Source organism: Gammaproteobacteria bacterium (assembly GCA_013816845.1).
GTDB lineage: Bacteria > Pseudomonadota > Gammaproteobacteria > DSM-16500 > DSM-16500 > Aquicella.
The window spans coordinates 71734-90009 of sequence record JACDDU010000007.1 but is presented as its reverse complement, the minus strand read 5'-3'; the positions used below and the strand labels follow the sequence as shown (position 1 = coordinate 90009).

At 41.1% G+C, this 18276-nt stretch carries 20 protein-coding genes; 15 read left to right on the top strand and 5 right to left on the bottom strand.

The window, feature by feature from the left end; genetic code table 11:
• The first annotated feature begins 154 nt into the window (after positions 1-154).
• Positions 155-370, top strand: a complete 216-nt coding sequence (locus tag H0W64_12135) for a hypothetical protein (GenBank protein MBA3662472.1) — start codon at positions 155-157, stop codon at positions 368-370.
• A 62-nt stretch (positions 371-432) separates the two neighbouring features.
• Here the strand turns inward: H0W64_12135 and H0W64_12130 are convergent, their stop codons facing one another.
• Genes H0W64_12130 through rppH form a run of 4 tightly spaced genes read right to left on the bottom strand, consistent with a single transcriptional unit; the run spans position 433 to position 4804 of the window.
• A complete protein-coding gene (locus H0W64_12130) occupies positions 433-1227 on the bottom strand; it encodes a thymidylate synthase (protein ID MBA3662471.1) in 795 nt (264 codons plus the stop codon).
• Positions 1211-2023 carry a prolipoprotein diacylglyceryl transferase gene (locus tag H0W64_12125; GenBank protein MBA3662470.1) on the bottom strand — a complete coding sequence of 271 codons (813 nt, stop codon included), beginning with the start codon at positions 2021-2023 and terminating at the stop codon, positions 1211-1213. Before H0W64_12125 ends, H0W64_12130 begins: the two co-directional genes overlap by 17 nt.
• A 2-nt stretch (positions 2024-2025) precedes the next feature.
• Positions 2026-4296: a phosphoenolpyruvate--protein phosphotransferase gene (gene ptsP, locus H0W64_12120; GenBank protein ID MBA3662469.1), complete on the bottom strand. Its 2271-nt coding sequence runs from the start codon at positions 4294-4296 to the stop codon at positions 2026-2028.
• Complete coding sequence (gene rppH, locus H0W64_12115; GenBank protein ID MBA3662468.1) at positions 4289-4804, bottom strand: RNA pyrophosphohydrolase; 516 nt, start codon at positions 4802-4804, stop codon at positions 4289-4291. The genes ptsP and rppH overlap by 8 nt, the downstream gene beginning before the upstream one ends.
• A 217-nt stretch (positions 4805-5021) precedes the next feature.
• Here rppH and H0W64_12110 point away from each other — a divergent pair, with 217 nt between their 5' ends.
• From H0W64_12110 to H0W64_12070, 9 genes are all read left to right on the top strand, one after another.
• A complete protein-coding gene (locus tag H0W64_12110) occupies positions 5022-5978 on the top strand; it encodes an iron ABC transporter permease (protein MBA3662467.1) in 957 nt (318 codons plus the stop codon).
• Between the two features lie 62 nt (positions 5979-6040).
• Positions 6041-6742: an ABC transporter ATP-binding protein gene (locus tag H0W64_12105; GenBank protein ID MBA3662466.1), complete on the top strand. Its 702-nt coding sequence runs from the start codon at positions 6041-6043 to the stop codon at positions 6740-6742.
• A gap of 107 nt (positions 6743-6849) precedes the next feature.
• On the top strand, positions 6850-7581 hold the full coding sequence (locus H0W64_12100; GenBank protein ID MBA3662465.1) for a 4-hydroxy-tetrahydrodipicolinate reductase: 732 nt from the start codon (positions 6850-6852) through the stop codon (positions 7579-7581).
• Between the two features lie 463 nt (positions 7582-8044).
• The gene (gene murI / locus H0W64_12095; protein MBA3662464.1) at positions 8045-8857 is read left to right on the top strand and encodes a glutamate racemase; all 813 of its coding nucleotides are present in this window, start codon (positions 8045-8047) and stop codon (positions 8855-8857) included.
• A gap of 10 nt (positions 8858-8867) precedes the next feature.
• Positions 8868-9722, top strand: coding sequence for a 23S rRNA (adenine(2030)-N(6))-methyltransferase RlmJ (locus H0W64_12090; protein ID MBA3662463.1), 855 nt, complete (start codon positions 8868-8870; stop codon positions 9720-9722).
• Positions 9723-9757: 35 nt separating this feature from the next.
• Positions 9758-9958 carry a glycine zipper 2TM domain-containing protein gene (locus tag H0W64_12085; protein MBA3662462.1) on the top strand — a complete coding sequence of 67 codons (201 nt, stop codon included), beginning with the start codon at positions 9758-9760 and terminating at the stop codon, positions 9956-9958.
• Between the two features lie 97 nt (positions 9959-10055).
• Positions 10056-10508: a thioredoxin-dependent thiol peroxidase gene (gene bcp / locus H0W64_12080; protein MBA3662461.1), complete on the top strand. Its 453-nt coding sequence runs from the start codon at positions 10056-10058 to the stop codon at positions 10506-10508.
• Positions 10495-11997: a proline--tRNA ligase gene (locus H0W64_12075; protein ID MBA3662460.1), complete on the top strand. Its 1503-nt coding sequence runs from the start codon at positions 10495-10497 to the stop codon at positions 11995-11997. Before bcp ends, H0W64_12075 begins: the two co-directional genes overlap by 14 nt.
• Positions 11998-12091: 94 nt before the next feature.
• Positions 12092-13132, top strand: coding sequence for an aldo/keto reductase (locus H0W64_12070; protein ID MBA3662459.1), 1041 nt, complete (start codon positions 12092-12094; stop codon positions 13130-13132).
• A 138-nt stretch (positions 13133-13270) separates the two neighbouring features.
• Here the strand turns inward: H0W64_12070 and H0W64_12065 are convergent, their stop codons facing one another.
• Positions 13271-14470 (bottom strand): M20/M25/M40 family metallo-hydrolase, encoded by a 1200-nt coding sequence (locus H0W64_12065; protein ID MBA3662458.1) that lies wholly within the window; start codon positions 14468-14470, stop codon positions 13271-13273.
• Positions 14471-14603: 133 nt separating this feature from the next.
• Between H0W64_12065 and H0W64_12060 the strand changes: the two genes are divergently transcribed.
• The 5 genes from H0W64_12060 (at position 14604) to H0W64_12040 (ending at position 18271) form a co-directional block, all read left to right on the top strand.
• A complete protein-coding gene (locus H0W64_12060; protein MBA3662457.1) occupies positions 14604-15638 on the top strand; it encodes a fructose-bisphosphate aldolase class I in 1035 nt (344 codons plus the stop codon).
• Positions 15639-15717: 79 nt separating this feature from the next.
• Complete coding sequence (locus H0W64_12055) at positions 15718-15969, top strand: type II toxin-antitoxin system Phd/YefM family antitoxin (GenBank protein ID MBA3662456.1); 252 nt, start codon at positions 15718-15720, stop codon at positions 15967-15969.
• A gap of 2 nt (positions 15970-15971) precedes the next feature.
• On the top strand, positions 15972-16211 hold the full coding sequence (locus H0W64_12050) for a type II toxin-antitoxin system RelE/ParE family toxin (GenBank protein ID MBA3662455.1): 240 nt from the start codon (positions 15972-15974) through the stop codon (positions 16209-16211).
• A gap of 141 nt (positions 16212-16352) precedes the next feature.
• Positions 16353-17462 carry a choloylglycine hydrolase family protein gene (locus H0W64_12045; GenBank protein ID MBA3662454.1) on the top strand — a complete coding sequence of 370 codons (1110 nt, stop codon included), beginning with the start codon at positions 16353-16355 and terminating at the stop codon, positions 17460-17462.
• Between the two features lie 59 nt (positions 17463-17521).
• Positions 17522-18271, top strand: coding sequence for a hypothetical protein (locus tag H0W64_12040; protein MBA3662453.1), 750 nt, complete (start codon positions 17522-17524; stop codon positions 18269-18271).
• Positions 18272-18276: the final 5 nt, after the last annotated feature.

Here is an 18276-nt window from a genome sequence, read left to right as displayed (position 1 = left end):
TTGATTACTATTTTCTTTAATTCCATTTAATCTTCACCGAGCATAAGCGCTAAGTTTGTCCATTGCAACAATTCAGCAAAGATATTGTTATTGTACGAGATCAAGCAATACAATCGATATAAGGCTCTTTCATTACAACCATAAGGACTGTGTTATGCAATCTTTGGCTCGGATTATCAAATGCCTTATTCTTTGCACTGCCTTAAGTGCTTGTTCTTTCAACAATTCCGATCAAGTTAGACAAGCTGCCTGTAATAACTTAAAAAGTAAAATCATCTTCAATGCAGCGACCAGTGACACACGACGCGCCGAAATTGAACGCGCTCAACGCCCCCTCGATCAATATACTTACGATCGAAATTGTACTTAGGAATTTGCTGGGTTGCTTTAAGTTTTTAAGCTTAATTTGCTTCACATGGAAGCAAACCATCCCTAAACTGCGACCTGCCCCTTAATATGGGGGTGGGCTTGATAGTTGTGAATTTCAATATCGTCAAAAGTATAATCAAACAAGGAAGCCGGTTTGCGCTTGAAATGCAGCGCCGGTAGCGAATAAGGTTCGCGGTTAAGTTGGGTTTTAACTTGGTCTAAATGATTGAGGTAAATATGACAATCACCCCCCGTCCAAATAAAATCGCCGGGTTCAAGATTACATTGCTGAGCAATCATGTGCGTTAGAAGGGCGTAAGAGGCAATATTAAAAGGGACTCCTAAGAAGGAATCGGCTGATCGCTGATAGAGTTGACAAGAAAGCTTCCCGTTGGCGACATAAAATTGAAACAGTAAGTGACAAGGCGGCAAGGCCATTTCGTCTAATTCACCGACATTCCAAGCATTCACAATCAAGCGTCTTGAATCCGGATCTTGTTTAATCCGCTCAACCAATTGACTCATTTGATCAATGGTCCGTCCATCTTTGCCTCGCCATGCTCGCCATTGCTTGCCATAAACGGGTCCTAAGTTCCCTTCTGCATCCGCCCATTCGTTCCAAATACTGACCCCGTGCTCTTTTAAATAAGCAATATTGGTATCACCCCGTAAAAACCATAACAACTCATGAAAAATACTTTTAGTGTGCAATTGCTTGGTCGTTAGAAGCGGAAATCCCTCGTGCAGTGGGAAACGCATTTGATAACCAAACACACTCAGCGTGCCAACACCTGTACGATCAACTTTACGTACACCTTGATCTAAAATAAATTGTAAATAATTAAGATATTGTTTCATGAGACTTCTCAATTTTAGGATGTCGGCAATAAGCCCAAGCGATTAAAATAATACCAACGATCACCAAAGGTATGGATAAAAGCTGTCCTTCGGTCAGCCATCCAAAAGCAATATAGCCAATCTGCACATCAGGTTCTCTAAAAAACTCTACAAAAATACGAAACAGACCATAACATAAGGCAAACAACCCCGAAACTGCCCCCAGCGGTCGAGGTTTGGCCGAATAGAGCCACAAAATCGCAAATAAGATGATTCCTTCTAAGAAAAATTCATACCATTGCGAAGGGTGACGGGGTAGTGGGCCGCCGTTTGGAAAAACCATTCCCCAGGGTACATCGGTCACACGACCCCATAATTCACTATTAATAAAATTACCGACGCGACCTGCCGCTAAACCTAAAGGGACGGCAGGAGCAACTAAATCAACAAGGGCAAGTGTCGGCTTTTTGAGGATGCGAGCATAAATAATTAAAGCAATAATCACCCCTAATAAACCACCATGAAAAGACATGCCGCCCTTCCATGTTTGCAAAATAAGAAGTGGATTACGCCAAATCACTTCCCAATCATAAAATAAAATGTAGCCTAACCGCCCCCCAAGAATCGCGCCCATGGCAGCATAAAAAACAATGTCGGAGAGTTGATTCTGAGTAAAACCACGAGGGGATTGATGGATCCGCCATGCAAGAACGGCCCAACAGACAACAAATGCAACTAAATACATTAAACCATACCAATATACGGGCCACGAAAAAACATGGAAGGCAACTGGATCAATCGGGGGATACTGCAACATAGTTATCTTCCTGCTCGAATTAAATGACCTAAACCTGCGCGCTCGAGTGCTAATTCCATATGACAACGAATCATGACTGCACTTTCCATAGTTAGGACCTCTTGCAATAACTTGGCGGCTTTTTTATGCGTGATGTGCCTGATAATCCAGCGTATCCGTCCCACAGAGGAAGCATTCATGCTCAATGAGTCAAATCCCATAGCAATGAGTAACATGACAGAAGTTGGATCGCCCGCCATTTCACCGCAAATGCTGACGTGCTTTCCTTCTTGATGACCATTTTCCACCACTTGAATTAAAGCACGCAAAACTGCGGGGTGTAATGAATCATAAAGATTAGCAACTCGCGGATTATTACGATCTACGGCTAATAAGTATTGCGTTAAATCATTACTTCCTACGGATAAGAAATCGACGCGCTTGGCAAGTGCACGGGCTTGATAAACTGCAGACGGCACTTCAATCATCACCCCAATTTGTGGCATTTCAATTTTGCAACCTTCTTCACACACTTCCGCATAAGCCTTACGAATAAGCCGCATCGCTTCATCGACTTCCGTTACATCGGTGATCATGGGTAACATGATACGTAAATTATTTAAACCGACGCTGGCCCGCATCATGGCACGAAGTTGGGAAAGAAAAATTTCGGGATGGTCGAGCGTTATACGCATGCCGCGCCACCCCAAAAAGGGATTATCTTCTTTGATAGGGAAATATGGTAACGGTTTGTCACCCCCAACATCCAGTGTCCGGATAATGACAGGTCGGGGTGCAAAGGAAGATAACAATTGGCGATAAATAATGCGCTGCTCTTCACCGGAGGGAAATCGATCACGCATCATGAAAGGAATTTCCGTTCGATATAACCCCACGCCTTCAGCACCTGCTGACAAGGAAATACTTATGTCAGCACCTAAACCTGTGTTAACCATTAAAGCAATGCGATGGCCATCGCGTGTTAATGCAGGTAGATCACGCATTTCTTCTAACGCTGCATCTAATTTTTGCTCTTCTTCTAAGAGACGTTCAAATTCAGCTCGTAATGTTTGACTGGGTGAAACATAAATTTGGCCATAATAGCCATCGACAATAATTTCTTTTCCTTGCAATTCATAAATGGGGACATCACCTAATCCCATGACTGTAGGGACTTTCATGGCACGTGCTAAAATAGCCACATGCGAATTGCTCGACCCTTTACCGGCAATCATGCCAGCAAGGCAACCTTCTGGTACTTCAGCTAAATCATTAGGTGTTAAGACTTCGCCAACTAAAATTGTTTTATCGCTATATTTTGGTAAAGAACGGTCATTTTTTTGTAAGCAACCTAAAATGCGTAATCCTAAATCTTTAATATCTTCAGCACGATCACGCATATATTCATTATCAAGACTTTCTAAGCGGCGCACATGTTTACTGATGACGCTACGTAAAGCGCCGGAAGCCCAATTACCGCCGCGTATTTCTTGAGCCACTTCAGTTCCCAAATCGGCACTATCAAGAATTCGTTGATACACATCAAACAATGCCCGTTCTTCGGGGGGCAAGCTGGGATAAAGACGTTCACTCAATAAACGTAAATCTTCACGCACTATCGAAAAAGCATTTTCAAGTAATTCAATCTCAGTATTAATATCGTCAGGCTCGCGATCTGGAACAGAATCCAAATCAAAAGGCACGTAGACCGTTACACCCACACCAATACCAATGCCAGGCGCCCCCGGCACACCTGTGTAAACTAATTCATGACGTCTTTCTTTAGAAGTTTCTAATAGTTGGCTTAATGCCCCGGTTGCTTCCGCATGCGCAATAATCGCAGCGAGCTGTGTTGCTAAGGTGACAAGAAACGCTTCTTCTGCCTCATCATAACGTCGGGGTTCTTTTTGCTGAGCGATTAACACACCTAAGACTTGACGATGATAAATAATCGGAGTGCCTAAAAAAGCACGATAAGCTTCTTCTTTTACTTCTGCGATATGTAAAAAACGCGGATGCATTTTTGCATCATCAATATTGATGGGTTCTTCTCGCTCACCAACCAAACCGATTAATCCTTTATTGATGGGAACACGCACTTTACCTACAGCTTTTGGATTCAGCCCTTGCGTCGCCATCAAAACATATTCGCCATGCTGCCGATCGAGTAAAAAAATAGAACATGCTTCTGTTGCGAGCGCATTCGCAATGCGTTGCACCATAATATCCAGCGCTTCCCGAAAATCAGGAGCGCTTGTTACTTCTTGGATAATATGGCGCAAAATATTAAGCATCGGGTTTTTTTTCTGCCGTCAGTTGGATAAAGCGTTTCGATAAAACTATTTTAGCAAATTCCTTAAGGGCCATTACATAAACACGACGCTTAAAGGTGACAACCTGCCGCAAAGGATACCAATAAGAAACCCAGGCCCATGAATCGAATTCAGGATCTTCATTAGCTTGTAAATCGACTTTTGCATCTTTATTGGCTAGTTTCAATAAAAACCATTTTTGTTTTTGGCCAATACAGATGGGTTTTGCATAATGTCTGACTAATCGAGTCGGAAGACGATAACGGAGCCAACGCCTTGTGCTACCTAAAATTTCAACATCTTCTGGATTTAAACCAACTTCTTCTTTCAACTCTCTGTACATGGTTTCTTCAGGCGTTTCCTCTTCTTTCATCCCACCTTGCGGAAACTGCCAGGCAAGCATGCCAATACGTTTAGCAAAAAAAACTTGCCTATTATTGTTGACTAAAATTATTCCTACGCCATAGCGATAGCCCGCTTTATCAATCACTTTTTGTCACCTATAATATGTAGCCTTGATTGAGCGCCAGCGAAAATCAAGGTCAACAGATCAATAATTACACCCTGATTTTCGCTGGCGCTCAATCAAGGCTACATATTAAAAAAAGCACCATCGGGTATAAAATTGCCTTAGTAATTAAAAATGAGTGCGTTTTCACATACCGCATTGTTCCAAAATATTCTTGATTGAGCAAACGGATTCCCACATGCGTCGCGATTATTTACTAATCATGACAACGATGTTCTTTGTCCTTTTTAGTGTGTTTTTTTCATTATTACAGGGAAGCACAGCCATCCCTGTTCAAACCCTCTTGCTGCCTAATGCATTAGGTGAGTGGCATCCTGTTTTAAGCCAAATTCGTCTTCCAAGAACGCTCGGTGCTTTTGTAAGTGGTGGTTTACTAAGTTTGGCAGGCATTTTAATGCAACTCTTGTTACAAAATCCGCTCGCTGACCCTTATATTCTCGGTATTTCTGGCGGTGCTGCTTTTGTAACTTTATTAATGATGCTTTTTGCAACGACTGCATTCAGCATGGGTTTCAGTGCATTGATGGGTGCCTTACTAACCATTATGATGATTTTATTGTTTGCCAAAAAACATCGATGGCACTCCCATACTCTACTTCTTATTGGAATGGCGCTTGCTTGTATTTTTTCCGCAGGGATTAGTTTTATTTTAATTTTATCGCCCGATAAAAATTTACATAGCATGTTATTTTGGCTGACGGGAGATTTAAATGGACGTGATTTTCCTTATGGCGCGCTTACCGTGCTAAGCGGTGGTTTATTTATTTCGCAATTATTGGCACCCGGTTTTAATATTTTGGCACGTGGCGAAAGAGAAGCTTTAGTGCTGGGTTTAGCTGTACAACGTTATCGCATAGGGCTTTATTTTTTAAGTGCAGCACTCACTGCTACCGCGGTCACCCTAGCAGGATGCATTGGTTTTGTCGGCTTGATCATTCCCCATCTCACTCGCCGGCTGGTGGGCGTGGATCATCGTGTATTAATCCCTTTAGCAACCGCGCTTGGGGGTAGTTTAGTCGTCATTGCTGACACTTTAGCTCGCACACTTTTTGCTCCCACGCAGTTACCCGTTGGAATTGTCATTGCCTTTATTGGTATCCCTTTTTTTATTTGGCTTCTTCCTAAACCATCATGACACTTCGCATCAATGCTTTGACAATTAAACAAAACAAAACGATTTTGGTTGAGGATTTATGCTTGACCTTAAAAGCTTGCGAGATATGGGGAATTGTTGGACCCAACGGGTGCGGAAAATCAACGCTTCTCCATGCGCTTTGTAATTTACATAAACCCGATCAAGGCAATATTTTTTTGAATAATGAGCGTCTCGAGACTTTACATCCCAAGGCTGTTGCCAAGCAATTAGGTATTCTATTACAGGAATATCAACCGTTATTTCCGCAAACTGTTTTGGATTATTGTTTAGGTGCACGTTTTCCACATTTGGGTTATTTCGAGCGAGTAGCAAAGCAAGATAAAATGCTGGTCCAAATCGCACTCGAGCAAGTCGATTTATTAAAGCAGCAACAAAGAACGATCCATGAACTTTCAGGCGGGGAAAAACGTCGGTTACAAATCGCGAGTTTACTCGTCCAAGCTCCTACGATTTATTTATTAGACGAACCCACTAATCATTTAGATATTCATTATCAAATAAAAATTTTAAATTTATTTGCAAACCTCGCTCAAAATCAGCACGCCACTGTTATGATGGTTTTACACGATCTCAATTTAGTACAAGCATTTTGCAATCACGTATTGTTAATTTTTCCTGAAGGTAAAACCCTGCAAGGTGAAACCGCAGAAGTCATGACCGAGACGAATCTTTCATTGTTGTATCAACATCCGATTTATCAAGCACATCATGGCATGAGGCGTTTGTGGCAGGCTGGAACTTAGCCTCATGGAGAGGAAGTCATAGAAGCCATCGATGAAAACCATCTTGCCTTGCCCGTCATCTCAGCAATGCGTTAAAATGCCCAATCACTTCTTCCCTTGAGATTGCCATGATAATTGATGTGCTGGTAAATGGTGCAAATGGTCGGATGGGTCAAGCAACGGTTCAAGCATTGTTAGCCAACCCAAAATTTAGAATCGTCGGTCAAACGGGTCGGCAAGATCAGTTAGCGCAAACAATAAAAGCCACTAAGGCCAAAGTTGTCATTGATTTTACCGCGCCACAATCTGCCTTTGACAACACCCTCATTATTTTAAATTCAGGCGCCCATCCCGTGATTGGTACCAGTGGAATGACGCTTGAACAAATTGGTGATTTACAAAAAAAAGCAGAGGCTTTAAAACGCGGCGGTATTATTGCACCGAATTTCTCTCTGGGGGCAATGTTAATGATGAAATACGCCAAAGAAATTGCCCGTTATTTACCTCATGTTGAAATTATTGAAATGCATCATGATCGTAAGCTTGATAGCCCTTCAGGAACAGCTTTACGCACAGCTGAAGTGATTGCAGAGGCACATTTAGAAGCAGCTCATCAACCTCAGCAAGAAATCGTGGCAGGCTCGCGTGGCGCCAATTACAAAGGCATTCCTATCCATGCCATTCGGTTACCTGGCTTGCTAGCCCATCAGCAAATTATTTTTGGTGAGACAGGGGGCACACTAACCTTACGTCACGACAGCATCAGTCGAGAAAGTTTTATGGCTGGCGTTTTAATGGCGAGTGAAAAAGTCATGGGGATGAAACGTTTAGTTTATGGTTTGGAAAACATATTGGTTTAAATAAAAAGGGCGAGGTACGCCCTTTTTAACGTACGCTAAGATCTAGCCTTCACCTTTGTAAACAGGTGTTTTGTTACAGCAGGTCTTTGTGTAGCAACCTGTTACTGCCACGCTAGCCATCATTACCACTAAGATAATTCCTGCTAATTTTTTCATGACAACTCCTTGTAAGCTAGTTTCTAGCCTTCGCCTTTATACATTGGGGCTGGTTGGTCACATGTTTTGTTGCAGCAACCGGTAACTGCAACGGAAGCCATCATTACTGCTAAGATAATTCCTGCTAATTTCTTCATTGCTCAACTCCTTTTGTTTACTTAAGTAAAAACAAGATAACAGTTCTATTATAAGAAATGTGCGATGAGGTTGACCACTGGCAAAATTTGACCACCTGCCTTTTTATAATGCTTTCATCCCGCAAAACACACGTTATAATAAGAGATCTCTTATAAAAACAATGACTAATATGAAGTCACCTTCTCTAGAAAGACCCATAGGAATATTTGATAGTGGTATCGGCGGATTGACTGTCGCTCAAGCTATTGTAAAAATTATGCCCAAAGAAAATATTGTGTACTTTGGTGATACAGCGCACATGCCTTATGGCGAAAAATCTGCTGCTGCAATTCAAGCCTATGCGGTCAAAATTGCACATTTGTTGATTAGCCAAGACTGCAAGCTTATTTTAATTGCCTGTAATTCTGCATCAGCTGCAGCTTATGAGTTAGTCAAAGAGTACAGCGCGAGCCAATCTTTAGTGATGAATGTGATCGATCCAGTCGTGCGGTACATCAAGGAAAAGTATCCAAAAAAACGCGTAGGACTCATTGGGACCAGACAAACAGTCAATTCACTTATTTATAAAAAGAAAATTGACGAACTGAATTTAGGAATTCAACTATCGGCTTCTGCTACGAATTTACTGGCTTCAGCAATTGAAGAGTTTGGGAATCACGACATCATTGATGATTTACTCAGAGTGTATTTAATGCATCCCAACCTACAAAATATCGATGCCCTCGTGCTTGCTTGCACGCATTATCCAATCATTAAAGATAAAATTTCTAACTATTACCAAAAACCAATTGAACTAATCGATTCGTCGGACATCGTTGCGCAAGCAGTCAAATTAAAACTAGAACAGTGCAACTTATTAAATCACGATGGCAACAGCAAAAAATCATTTTATGTCTCCGACTACACTGATACATTTGCAGCGAACGCAAAATTATTTTTTGATGAAGACATTTCACTAGAACATTATCCCCTTTGGGATTAGCTTTACACTCATGAATTATAATCACGCTTATCACGCCGGTAACTTTGCCGACGTTTTGAAACATATTGTTCTCATTGGACTCTTTGACGCCCTGCTTCGCAAAGATAAACCGTTTTGTTATTTAGACACCCATGCTGGGCGCGGCTATTATGACTTGTCGAAAATGGCGCAGAAGACACAAGAATATGAAGAAGGCATTTTAAAAATTCTTGCTGAAGACAATCCACCGCTCCTGGTGAAAAAATATTTACACGCTGTCCGTGAACTGAATCAAGAATTAGCGGGCTCTAATCAATCACCCTTAAAATTTTATCCTGGTTCGCCACTTCTCGCCCAGCGTTTTAAACGAGAGAGTGATTCATTAATTGCTTGTGAATTACATCCCGAAACCTTTCAATTTTTAAAAAGTAGTATGACGGGGATTACCCAAGTTGCAATTCATCATATTGATGGTTATCTCGGATTAAAGGCTTACCTGCCGCCGAAGGAACGTCGAGGTTTAATTTTAATTGACCCACCTTATGAAAACCGGGATGAATTTAAGAACATTATTGCAGCACTTAAGATTGCGCTAAAACGCTTTGACCATGGAATTTACATGGTTTGGTATCCAATTAAAGACCCTTACCAAGTTCTTTATTTTAAAAAACAGTTGCAAACGCTTGATCAGACTATCCTCATGATTGATTTTACAATTCACCCCCCAATCGCCCAGTTTCTTAAGGGTTGTGGCTTAGCGATCATTAACCCGCCTTATGGATTTCAACAAACAATCAATCAGTTATTGCCCTGGCTTTGGAATGCTTTAACAATCAATCATCAAGGAGGCTATTCCACCTATTTGCTAAATTCAGCGGTAAAATAATAGGTGAGTACTTATTTACGGACGAGGGGCCTCATATGAAAAAAATAATCTTATCTGCTTTAGCATTATGTTTCTCGATAACGTTCCTTATAGGCTGTACTAATCGTGATATGGGCACTGTAGGCGGCGCCGCTTTAGGGGGTGTTGCAGGTAGCGCATTAACCGGTGGTAGCGCACTTGGTACAGTTGCAGGCGCCGTTGGTGGCGGATTAATCGGTCGATCTGTTTCAAATTAAAATCCAGCTTAATAAAAATTAAGCCTGCTTTTGCAGGCTTTTTTTTTATTAGACTTTAATGCTATTCTCATCTCCCCTTGATGATGAGACAAATCCTATGATAGTCGTGGGTAGTGAAGCACCTGATTTTACCTTACTGACCGATACGGGCGAAACCGTAACTTTAAGTAAAGTAGCAGGCAAGAAAGTTTTATATTTTTATCCCAAAAACAATACGCCCGGTTGCACGAAAGAAGCATGTGATTTTCGCGATCGAATTGATGTCTTTAAAAAAGAAGGGGTCGAAGTCTTTGGTATTTCCAAAGATAACCAACAAAGTCACGCCAAATTTAAAACCAAATATGGTCTGCCTTTCACTCTATTAGTCGATGATCAAGGCAATGTGTGTGAACAGTACGGCGTGATTAATAAAAAAAGTTTATTTGGTAAAACTTTTTTAGGCATCAAACGCTCTACTTTTTTAATTGATGAACATAATATTATCCGCGCCATTTGGCGTGGTGTGAAAGTACCCGGGCATATCGAGCAGGTTATTAATGAATTCAAGTAAACCTATTAAAACAGCCATCAATCCAACCCGTTCCCAAAATTATCCAGAATGGTATCAGCAAGTCATCAAAGCTGCGGATATGGCAGAAATTTCTCCTGTGCGCGGCTGTATGATTATTAAGCCCTGGGGTTATGCTTTGTGGGAAAATATTCAAACCATTTTAAATGGTCAATTCAAAGCAACGGGACATAAAAATTTATATTTCCCTTTGCTTATTCCAATGAGTTTTATGCAAAAAGAAGCAGAGCATATCGAAGGGTTTGCGAAAGAATGCGCCGTCGTTACGCATTCACGTCTTGTTAAAGATGAAGACGGCAAACTTATTCCGGGTAGCCCCTTGGACGAACCTTACATCATTCGTCCCACCTCAGAAACCATCATCGGTGATGCCTTTTCAAGATGGATTCAATCCTATCGTGACTTACCGTTACTCATCAATCAATGGGCTAATATTGTTCGCTGGGAAATGCGTACGCGAATTTTTTTACGGACCACTGAATTTTTATGGCAAGAGGGTCATACAGCGCATGCGACCGCCGAAGAAGCGCAGCAAGAATCCTTAATGATGTTAGATTTATATGCAAACTTTGCTCAAAACTATTTAGCTATTCCAGTTATAAAAGGTGAAAAAACAGAAAGTGAACGATTTCCTGGCGCGGTTAACACGTATACGATTGAAGCCATGATGCAGGATAAAAAAGCATTGCAAGCAGGTACTTCCCATTTTCTTGGTCAACATTTCTCGAAAGGATTTCAAATTAAATATTTGAGCGCAGCAGGTAAAGAGGAATTCGCCTGGACGACCTCTTGGGGGGTTTCAACGCGGTTAATCGGTGGATTAATTATGACGCACAGTGACGATAATGGTCTTGTGTTACCGCCAAGAATTGCACCCCTTCACGTTGTGATCTTACCTATTGCCCATAAAGAAGAAGATAAAACGAGTGTCTATCAATATTGCTCTGAGCTTGCCGCTCAATTACGTGAGATAACTTATCATGAAGGTAAACTCCAAGTTGAGATTGATGCTCGCCCATTAACCGGTGGAGAAAAAGCGTGGAGCTGGGTGAAAAAAGGCGTTCCGCTGCGCGTTGAAATTGGAAACAAAGAATGCGCTCAACAAAGTGTTTTTCTTGGTCGTCGCGATAAAACTTATCAAGAAAGAACCAGTGTTAATCGTGATGAATTCGTTGGAAGTATCGTTAACATCCTTGATGAAATGCAAAATAGTTTACTTGAACGCGCCCGTGAATTTCGTCAAAGCAATACCCAATTCATATCGAGCACGAAAGCATTTTATGAATTCTTTGAAAAAGAAGGAGGCTTTGCTGAAGTGTATTGGGATGGTGGAGATGAGTTGGAAAGTAAATTAAAACAAGATTTAGGCGTCACCATTCGATGCATTCCATTTGACGATGGTCGATCTGGCCCTTGTTTATTTACAGGTAATCCAAATGGGAAATTAGTTGTATTTGCAAAATCATATTAGCTTCTTAAATTTAGGCAAAAATAAGACTTAATAGATGAATTACTTTGTTAAAACTTTGATATCTCTCTCCGGTTTACTATTAATAGGTGCAACAATGGCCGATGCTCATTCCCTTAATAAGCGCTTCGTTCCCAAGCTTGGACAATCTGTTAATTTTTTAGGTTTAGGAACGGTTGAGTTAGGTCGTGATTGGGGTATTGCAGGTACAGAAAGTTTACATCCCAGCGAAGAAATTGCTCAAGCAGTCTTAGAAGCAGCCATAGATCGCGGCTTTGATATAATCGATACTGCCTCTTCTTATCAGTTAAGTGAAGAAAGGATTGGCCGCTACATACCGCGTAATGAACACAACTATCTCCTGATCACCAAGCCAGGCGAGCATTCTATTAAAGCGAGCGATCCGCGTTGTAAGGTTAAATCTTATGATCACATTTATTGTAAAAAGCCGGGGGGTATTTATGATTTTAGTAAAGCGGCTATTCTTAACGATATCAATATTAGTCTCGAGAAATTAAAAGTTTCACAATTAGATATTGTCTTACTCCATCTTGCGAATGAAACTGCTGTTGAAATCTTAAAAAAAGGTGAAGCCTTACAAACTTTACATGAATTAAAAAAAGCCGGGAAAATACGCTTTATTGGTGTTTCAGTAAACGGAGACGCACTCGATCTTGCGATTAAAGAAAATATTGATGTCATTGAATTTGAATACAGTCTTATTAATCGCAACAATGAAAAATATATAAAGCTTGCTCATGACAAAGGGATGGCAGTGATCATTCGCGGTGGATTAGGCACGGGCTTATTAACTTCAGCCGTTGCAAAACACCTTGACGATCCTAATTTACCTTATGGAAATAAAATTCGGCATTTAATGAAATTAGTAGATGGTAATTATGATAAATTAACGCAACTCTCACTCGCATTTTTATATCGAAATGAAGCGATTAGTACAGTCATTGTCGGCGCCGATCGCGTCTTTTATGTGGATAAAGATATTCAATTACTAAACACATTTAACAACAATGAATTGCTTGATAACGCAATCCGTATTGCGGATCATTACCCGACCCCTGAACAATTCACTGAAGCCATGGGGGAATATTATTTTAATGACAGCGTCTCGTCTAATTAAACGGATGGTTTTTCAGCTTACAAAGGGTTTTCCTAGCCTACTGAATAATACGTTGCTGCTTCACGGGATTGTATAAGCTGAAAGCATTTTTATTTACAATCTTCGAATGGAACTTAGACCCATTAATTTAAATGGCTCTTACAACATCGCTAGTTCAACTACAAAAACTAAAGCTAGCTTGACAAAATCAGTCATTTTATCAAATGAAACTTTTTCAAAATTATCTTTATCAGTATAACGAAAAGGCGTTCCTCCTTCATCTCGCGTTGTAGAGACAGGATAGGCAACTCGATTATTATTTTGGTACCACACCATGTGATCGCTACAAGCAAATCCGCAACGTACTGCACTCACAGGCAACTTAAGATAAATGGCGACAAGATCAGCGAGGAACGTTGTTAGGGCAGCATCGGTTGCATCATCCACCAAGCCAATGCCAATTTCATTTTTTTGTTTAAACCCAGTTTGATCCAGATGCAACACGGCATCGATATTTTTATTTTGACGATTGAATTGTTCAACAACACTTTGCACGCCCAATTTACCTGCCTCACTCCCGGCATACCATATAAAGTAAATCGACTTATCGAAAGTAAAGTTAGAAGCCAATAATATTCGTGCTGTTTGTAATAGCGTTACTGTGCCTGATCCATTTACATTAGCGCCTGGTTGAAGCATGCGACCGCTTTTTAATGTGTCAAAAGGTGTACCCAGGATAATGACGGGCACACCGTCTTTGGGGCCCAGACGTAGTACGATAGAAGGTTGCTTGTCGTGATTGAGTGTTGCTAAACGTGACACTTCGACATCTGTGCGTGGAGAATCAACAATCCATTCTGTTAACCATTGTTGAATTAATTTGGCAGCTTTCATTCCTTCTGCAGAATTAACATAACGGTCGGCTAAATTCGTTAATTGAAATAATTGTTGCTGCATTTGCAATGAATCTATTTCGTTAAATAACGGAGGAACTTTCTCTTGAGATTTAATTTTATACCGTCTCGTAAAGTCACTGGGGTGAGAATTTAACTTAAAATTTTCTAAAAAATTTTCAACACCATTTTGTCCTTGCAAGTTATATTGATGCCAACTTGCAGTGACATTCATAAAACCTTGACACTCTTTCCGCGCAGCTAACCGCATTTGTTGGAAAGTCGCTAATTTATTAACTTGAATTAGCCGTAAATTATCTTTTTCACCTAATATTTCATAATTAAATTTTTTCGAGAGTAAACAACGTGACACAACAAGAATTTGTTTTTTGTCCAAAGCCAGGGAAGGTAAAGCAAGACAAAAGAAAAATACAACCAAGATTATTTTTTTAAGTATATTTTGCATAGGGTGTGCCTCATCATCGCATCCCAACTCTACCCTCATCGCACTTCCGCTACAAGCCGCTGCCCCTCGATTTCGCTGCGTCTTTATGCTACCCTCTAGCGCAAATTTCGTGCTTATTGAAAAGGATAACCAGATGCCCATGAATGAACTTAAATCAACGATTGAAAAATTATCTGCTAAAGGTAAAGGTATTTTAGCAGCCGATGAAAGCACGGGCACGATAACTAAGCGCTTTGAAGCTGTAGGTATCGAACCGAATGAACAATCCCGTCGTGATTATCGTGAATTGCTCTTGAGTACACCGGGCTGCAATCGATTTATAGCTGGGGTTATTTTGTTTGAAGAGACACTTAATCAAAAAACCGAAGCTGGAATACCTTTTCCAGAGTTTTTACGACAAAATGATATCTTACCTGGTATTAAAGTTGATAAAGGTCTCATTCATCTTGCTAATACCCGCGATGAAAATATAACCCAGGGCTTAGATGGACTGCCAGAGCGTTTAGCTGAATATAAAAAGAAAGGCGCAACCTTTGCTAAATGGCGTGCGGTGTATACTATTTCAAAAGATTCACCGAGCAAACTTGCCATTAAAACTAATGCAGAAGTCTTAGCTAGATATGCTGCAATTTGCCAAGAGCAAGGCATTGTACCTATCGTTGAGCCGGAAGTATTGATTGATGGTGATCATACCCTAGCTCAGTGTGAGATGGTAACTGAGCCCGTTTTACATGCACTTTTTAATGCCTTATACCGCCACCACGTTCAGTTAGAGTATATTGTTCTCAAGCCAAGCATGGTTATCTCTGGTAAAAGTTGCCCACAAAAAGCGAGTGTTAAAGAAGTCAGCGATGCCACCTTACGTATTTTACGCCGTACAGTTCCTGGTGCTGTGCCTACCATCAATTTCTTATCGGGTGGTCAAACTTCTGAACAAGCCACTGCACATTTAAATGCAATGAACCAAGCTGGAGCTTTGCCTTGGAATTTAAGCTTCTCCTATGCTCGAGCACTACAAGAATACTGCATGAAAATTTGGGAAGGCCAAGCCAAAAATAAAACAGCTGCGCAAAAAGAATTTTTCAAGCGCGCGAAACTAAATAGCTTAGCAGCTGAGGGTAAATATACTGAAGCCATGGAAAAAGAAGACATTTCCTTCGCAGCCTAACTTTAATCATCGATGAGCATGCGAACCTTATGCATGCTCATTCGGCAGGATGCCTGACACCAATCAAAAGGATAGTGATATGATTTCAATTACAACGATTGATGCTAAAGAAGAATTTTCCGAACTCATCAATCGCGTTCATCATGGTAAAGAGCGTGTTTTACTGACTAGACGAGGTAAAGATGTTGCAGCCATAGTGCCAATTGAAGATTTACTATTACTCGATGCTTCGCAAAATAAAAGTGATCTCCAAGAAGCTGTTGAAGCATTGAAAGAAGCACGCCATCAAGGCACCATTTTATTGGATGAGTTTAAGAAAGAAGTAACCTAAATATGGTTACGACACCCTACCACATCAAAATAGCGCCCGCCGCACATCGCCAACTCCGCGCCCTATCCACTAAATATCAAAAGCTCATTATCAAATTGCTTGATGCACTAAGCTTTAACCCCCGCCCACCGGGTGCAAAAAAGATTGAAGGGATGACGGGACTTTATAGTGAAGACGTCCCGCCCCTCCGTTTAATTTACAAAGTAGAAGAGCAAGAAGTATTATTGTTGCTCATCAAATAAAAGACTCAGTATGATAGGGACTCACGGTAGCTTGAAAAAAGCACGCAGCATGATAAGCCCAGGTGTGAAGGCTCCTTGGGTTGCAGGCTACGTGCCTCCGGGCTATCTTTATGCCACCTTTTATATAAAAGGAAAGATTTCATGAGAGCATGGATGCGCTATGGATTAACTATCTTATTATCTTGTCTAACGTGTTCGGAAACTCTATTGGCTTGTACGGATATTCGCGTCACCGCGAAAGACGGTACGGTGCTGATTGCCCGCAGCATGGAATTCGCGCTTGATCTGCAATCAAATTTAATGAGTTCCAATCGCGGTAGATTATTTAGTGCTGCATCTCCTACCGGTGCTGCAGGTTTAACGTGGCAAGGTAAGTTCGGTTATGTTTTTTTGAATGGATTAAACATTGACATGGCTGTCGATGGGATGAATGAAAAAGGCTTATCGTTTGGGGCGCTTTACTTACCCAGCTTCGCCTCTTATCAATCGGTACCTGTGGGGGGCGAGAAGCAAGCCTTACCTTATTATAATTTAGGCGATTGGATTCTTAGTAATTTTGAATCGGTAGAACAAGTAAAAAATGCAATTGGAAAAATTTATGTTTATGCCTCTCCGATCCCTGGAATGGGCGATACCATCTTTCCTCTCCATTTTTCTGTTTATGACGCACAAGGCCGCGGGTTAGTCATTGAATATGTCGGTGGCAAATTAAAGATGTATGATAATACCGTCGGTGTCTTAACTAATTCCCCGACTTATGACTGGCATCTCACCAACTTAAATAATTACGTGCACCTCACCCCTAAAAATCCACACCCTGTGGTTGATAACGGCATTACCTTCGCAGCAACGGGCCAAGGATTTGGTATGATTGGTTTGCCAGGTGATATCAGTCCTCCTTCGCGATTTGTCAAAATGACAACCCTATTGAATGTTGCGACGCAACCCCTCGATGCAGCGGGAGCCATTAATCTGAGTGAACATCTTATGAATAATGTTGATATCCCCAATGGACTTGCTCGGGAAGATGATGGCAACAAAGTAACGACTGAATCAACCGAATGGGTGGTGTTCAAGGATTTAACGCATCGGGTCTTTTACTTTCGAACCTATACCAATCTTGCACTACGCGGTGTCGTCCTCGATAAAATAAATTTCGAAGGGAATGCCCCGCGGTTAAAAATGCCGATTGCAACTCCGCCAATGATCCAAGATATGACAATGAATTTTAACGGTGCGACGATTCGATAATTAAATGAAGGTGGATAGGCTGTTCTATCCACCTTCAACAAGATTAGAAAGGAAGCGCTATGTTAAAAAAATGCTTGGCGTTATTTTTACTTTGCAATGCAGCCCTGGCAGCTGATGCGAATAATCCTCGGTGGCAGTTTGATATTGCGCCTTATCTTTGGGCCATGAATATGAATGGACGCATCGCAAGTGGTCCTGTGACCGCTCATATTAATCAAAACTTCAGTGATATTTTGCGCGAATTTGATGGGGGAGGCATGCTGTTCTTGCAAGCACACAAAGGTGCCTTTGGTTTATTTGGCAATGCTTTGTATGCGGTTTTAAGCCAAAGTAAAGATGTCCGTACTTTTGATGCCAAATTGAAAACCCGCTTTGGTCTTTTCGCAGGCGGTTTATCCTATATTATCTTTCAAGAAGTTTACAAAAACTCTCGCTTGCAACTTGAGCCCTATATTGGAGCTCGGTATACGATGAATGATGCAAGACTCACCATTGCCTCACTTGCCGGGAGCAATAACCAAAGCTGGACCGATCCGCTCATTGGAATGCGTTTAAATTACGATATCAATCAAAATTGGGTAACGCTTTTTGCCGGTGATATCGGGGGCAAAAATACATCTACGCAATATAGTTATGATTTACATGCATTTGTAGGATACAAACCCAGTAGTTGTGCGCTTAGGCAAACTAGTTTTTATTTAGGCTATCGTTACCTCTATCAACATTACGATCGAGGTGAAGGGTTGACCCGCTTTGAATGGAATATGCGTTTATTTGGTCCTGTATTAGGCGTCAATTTTAATTTTTAACTGCC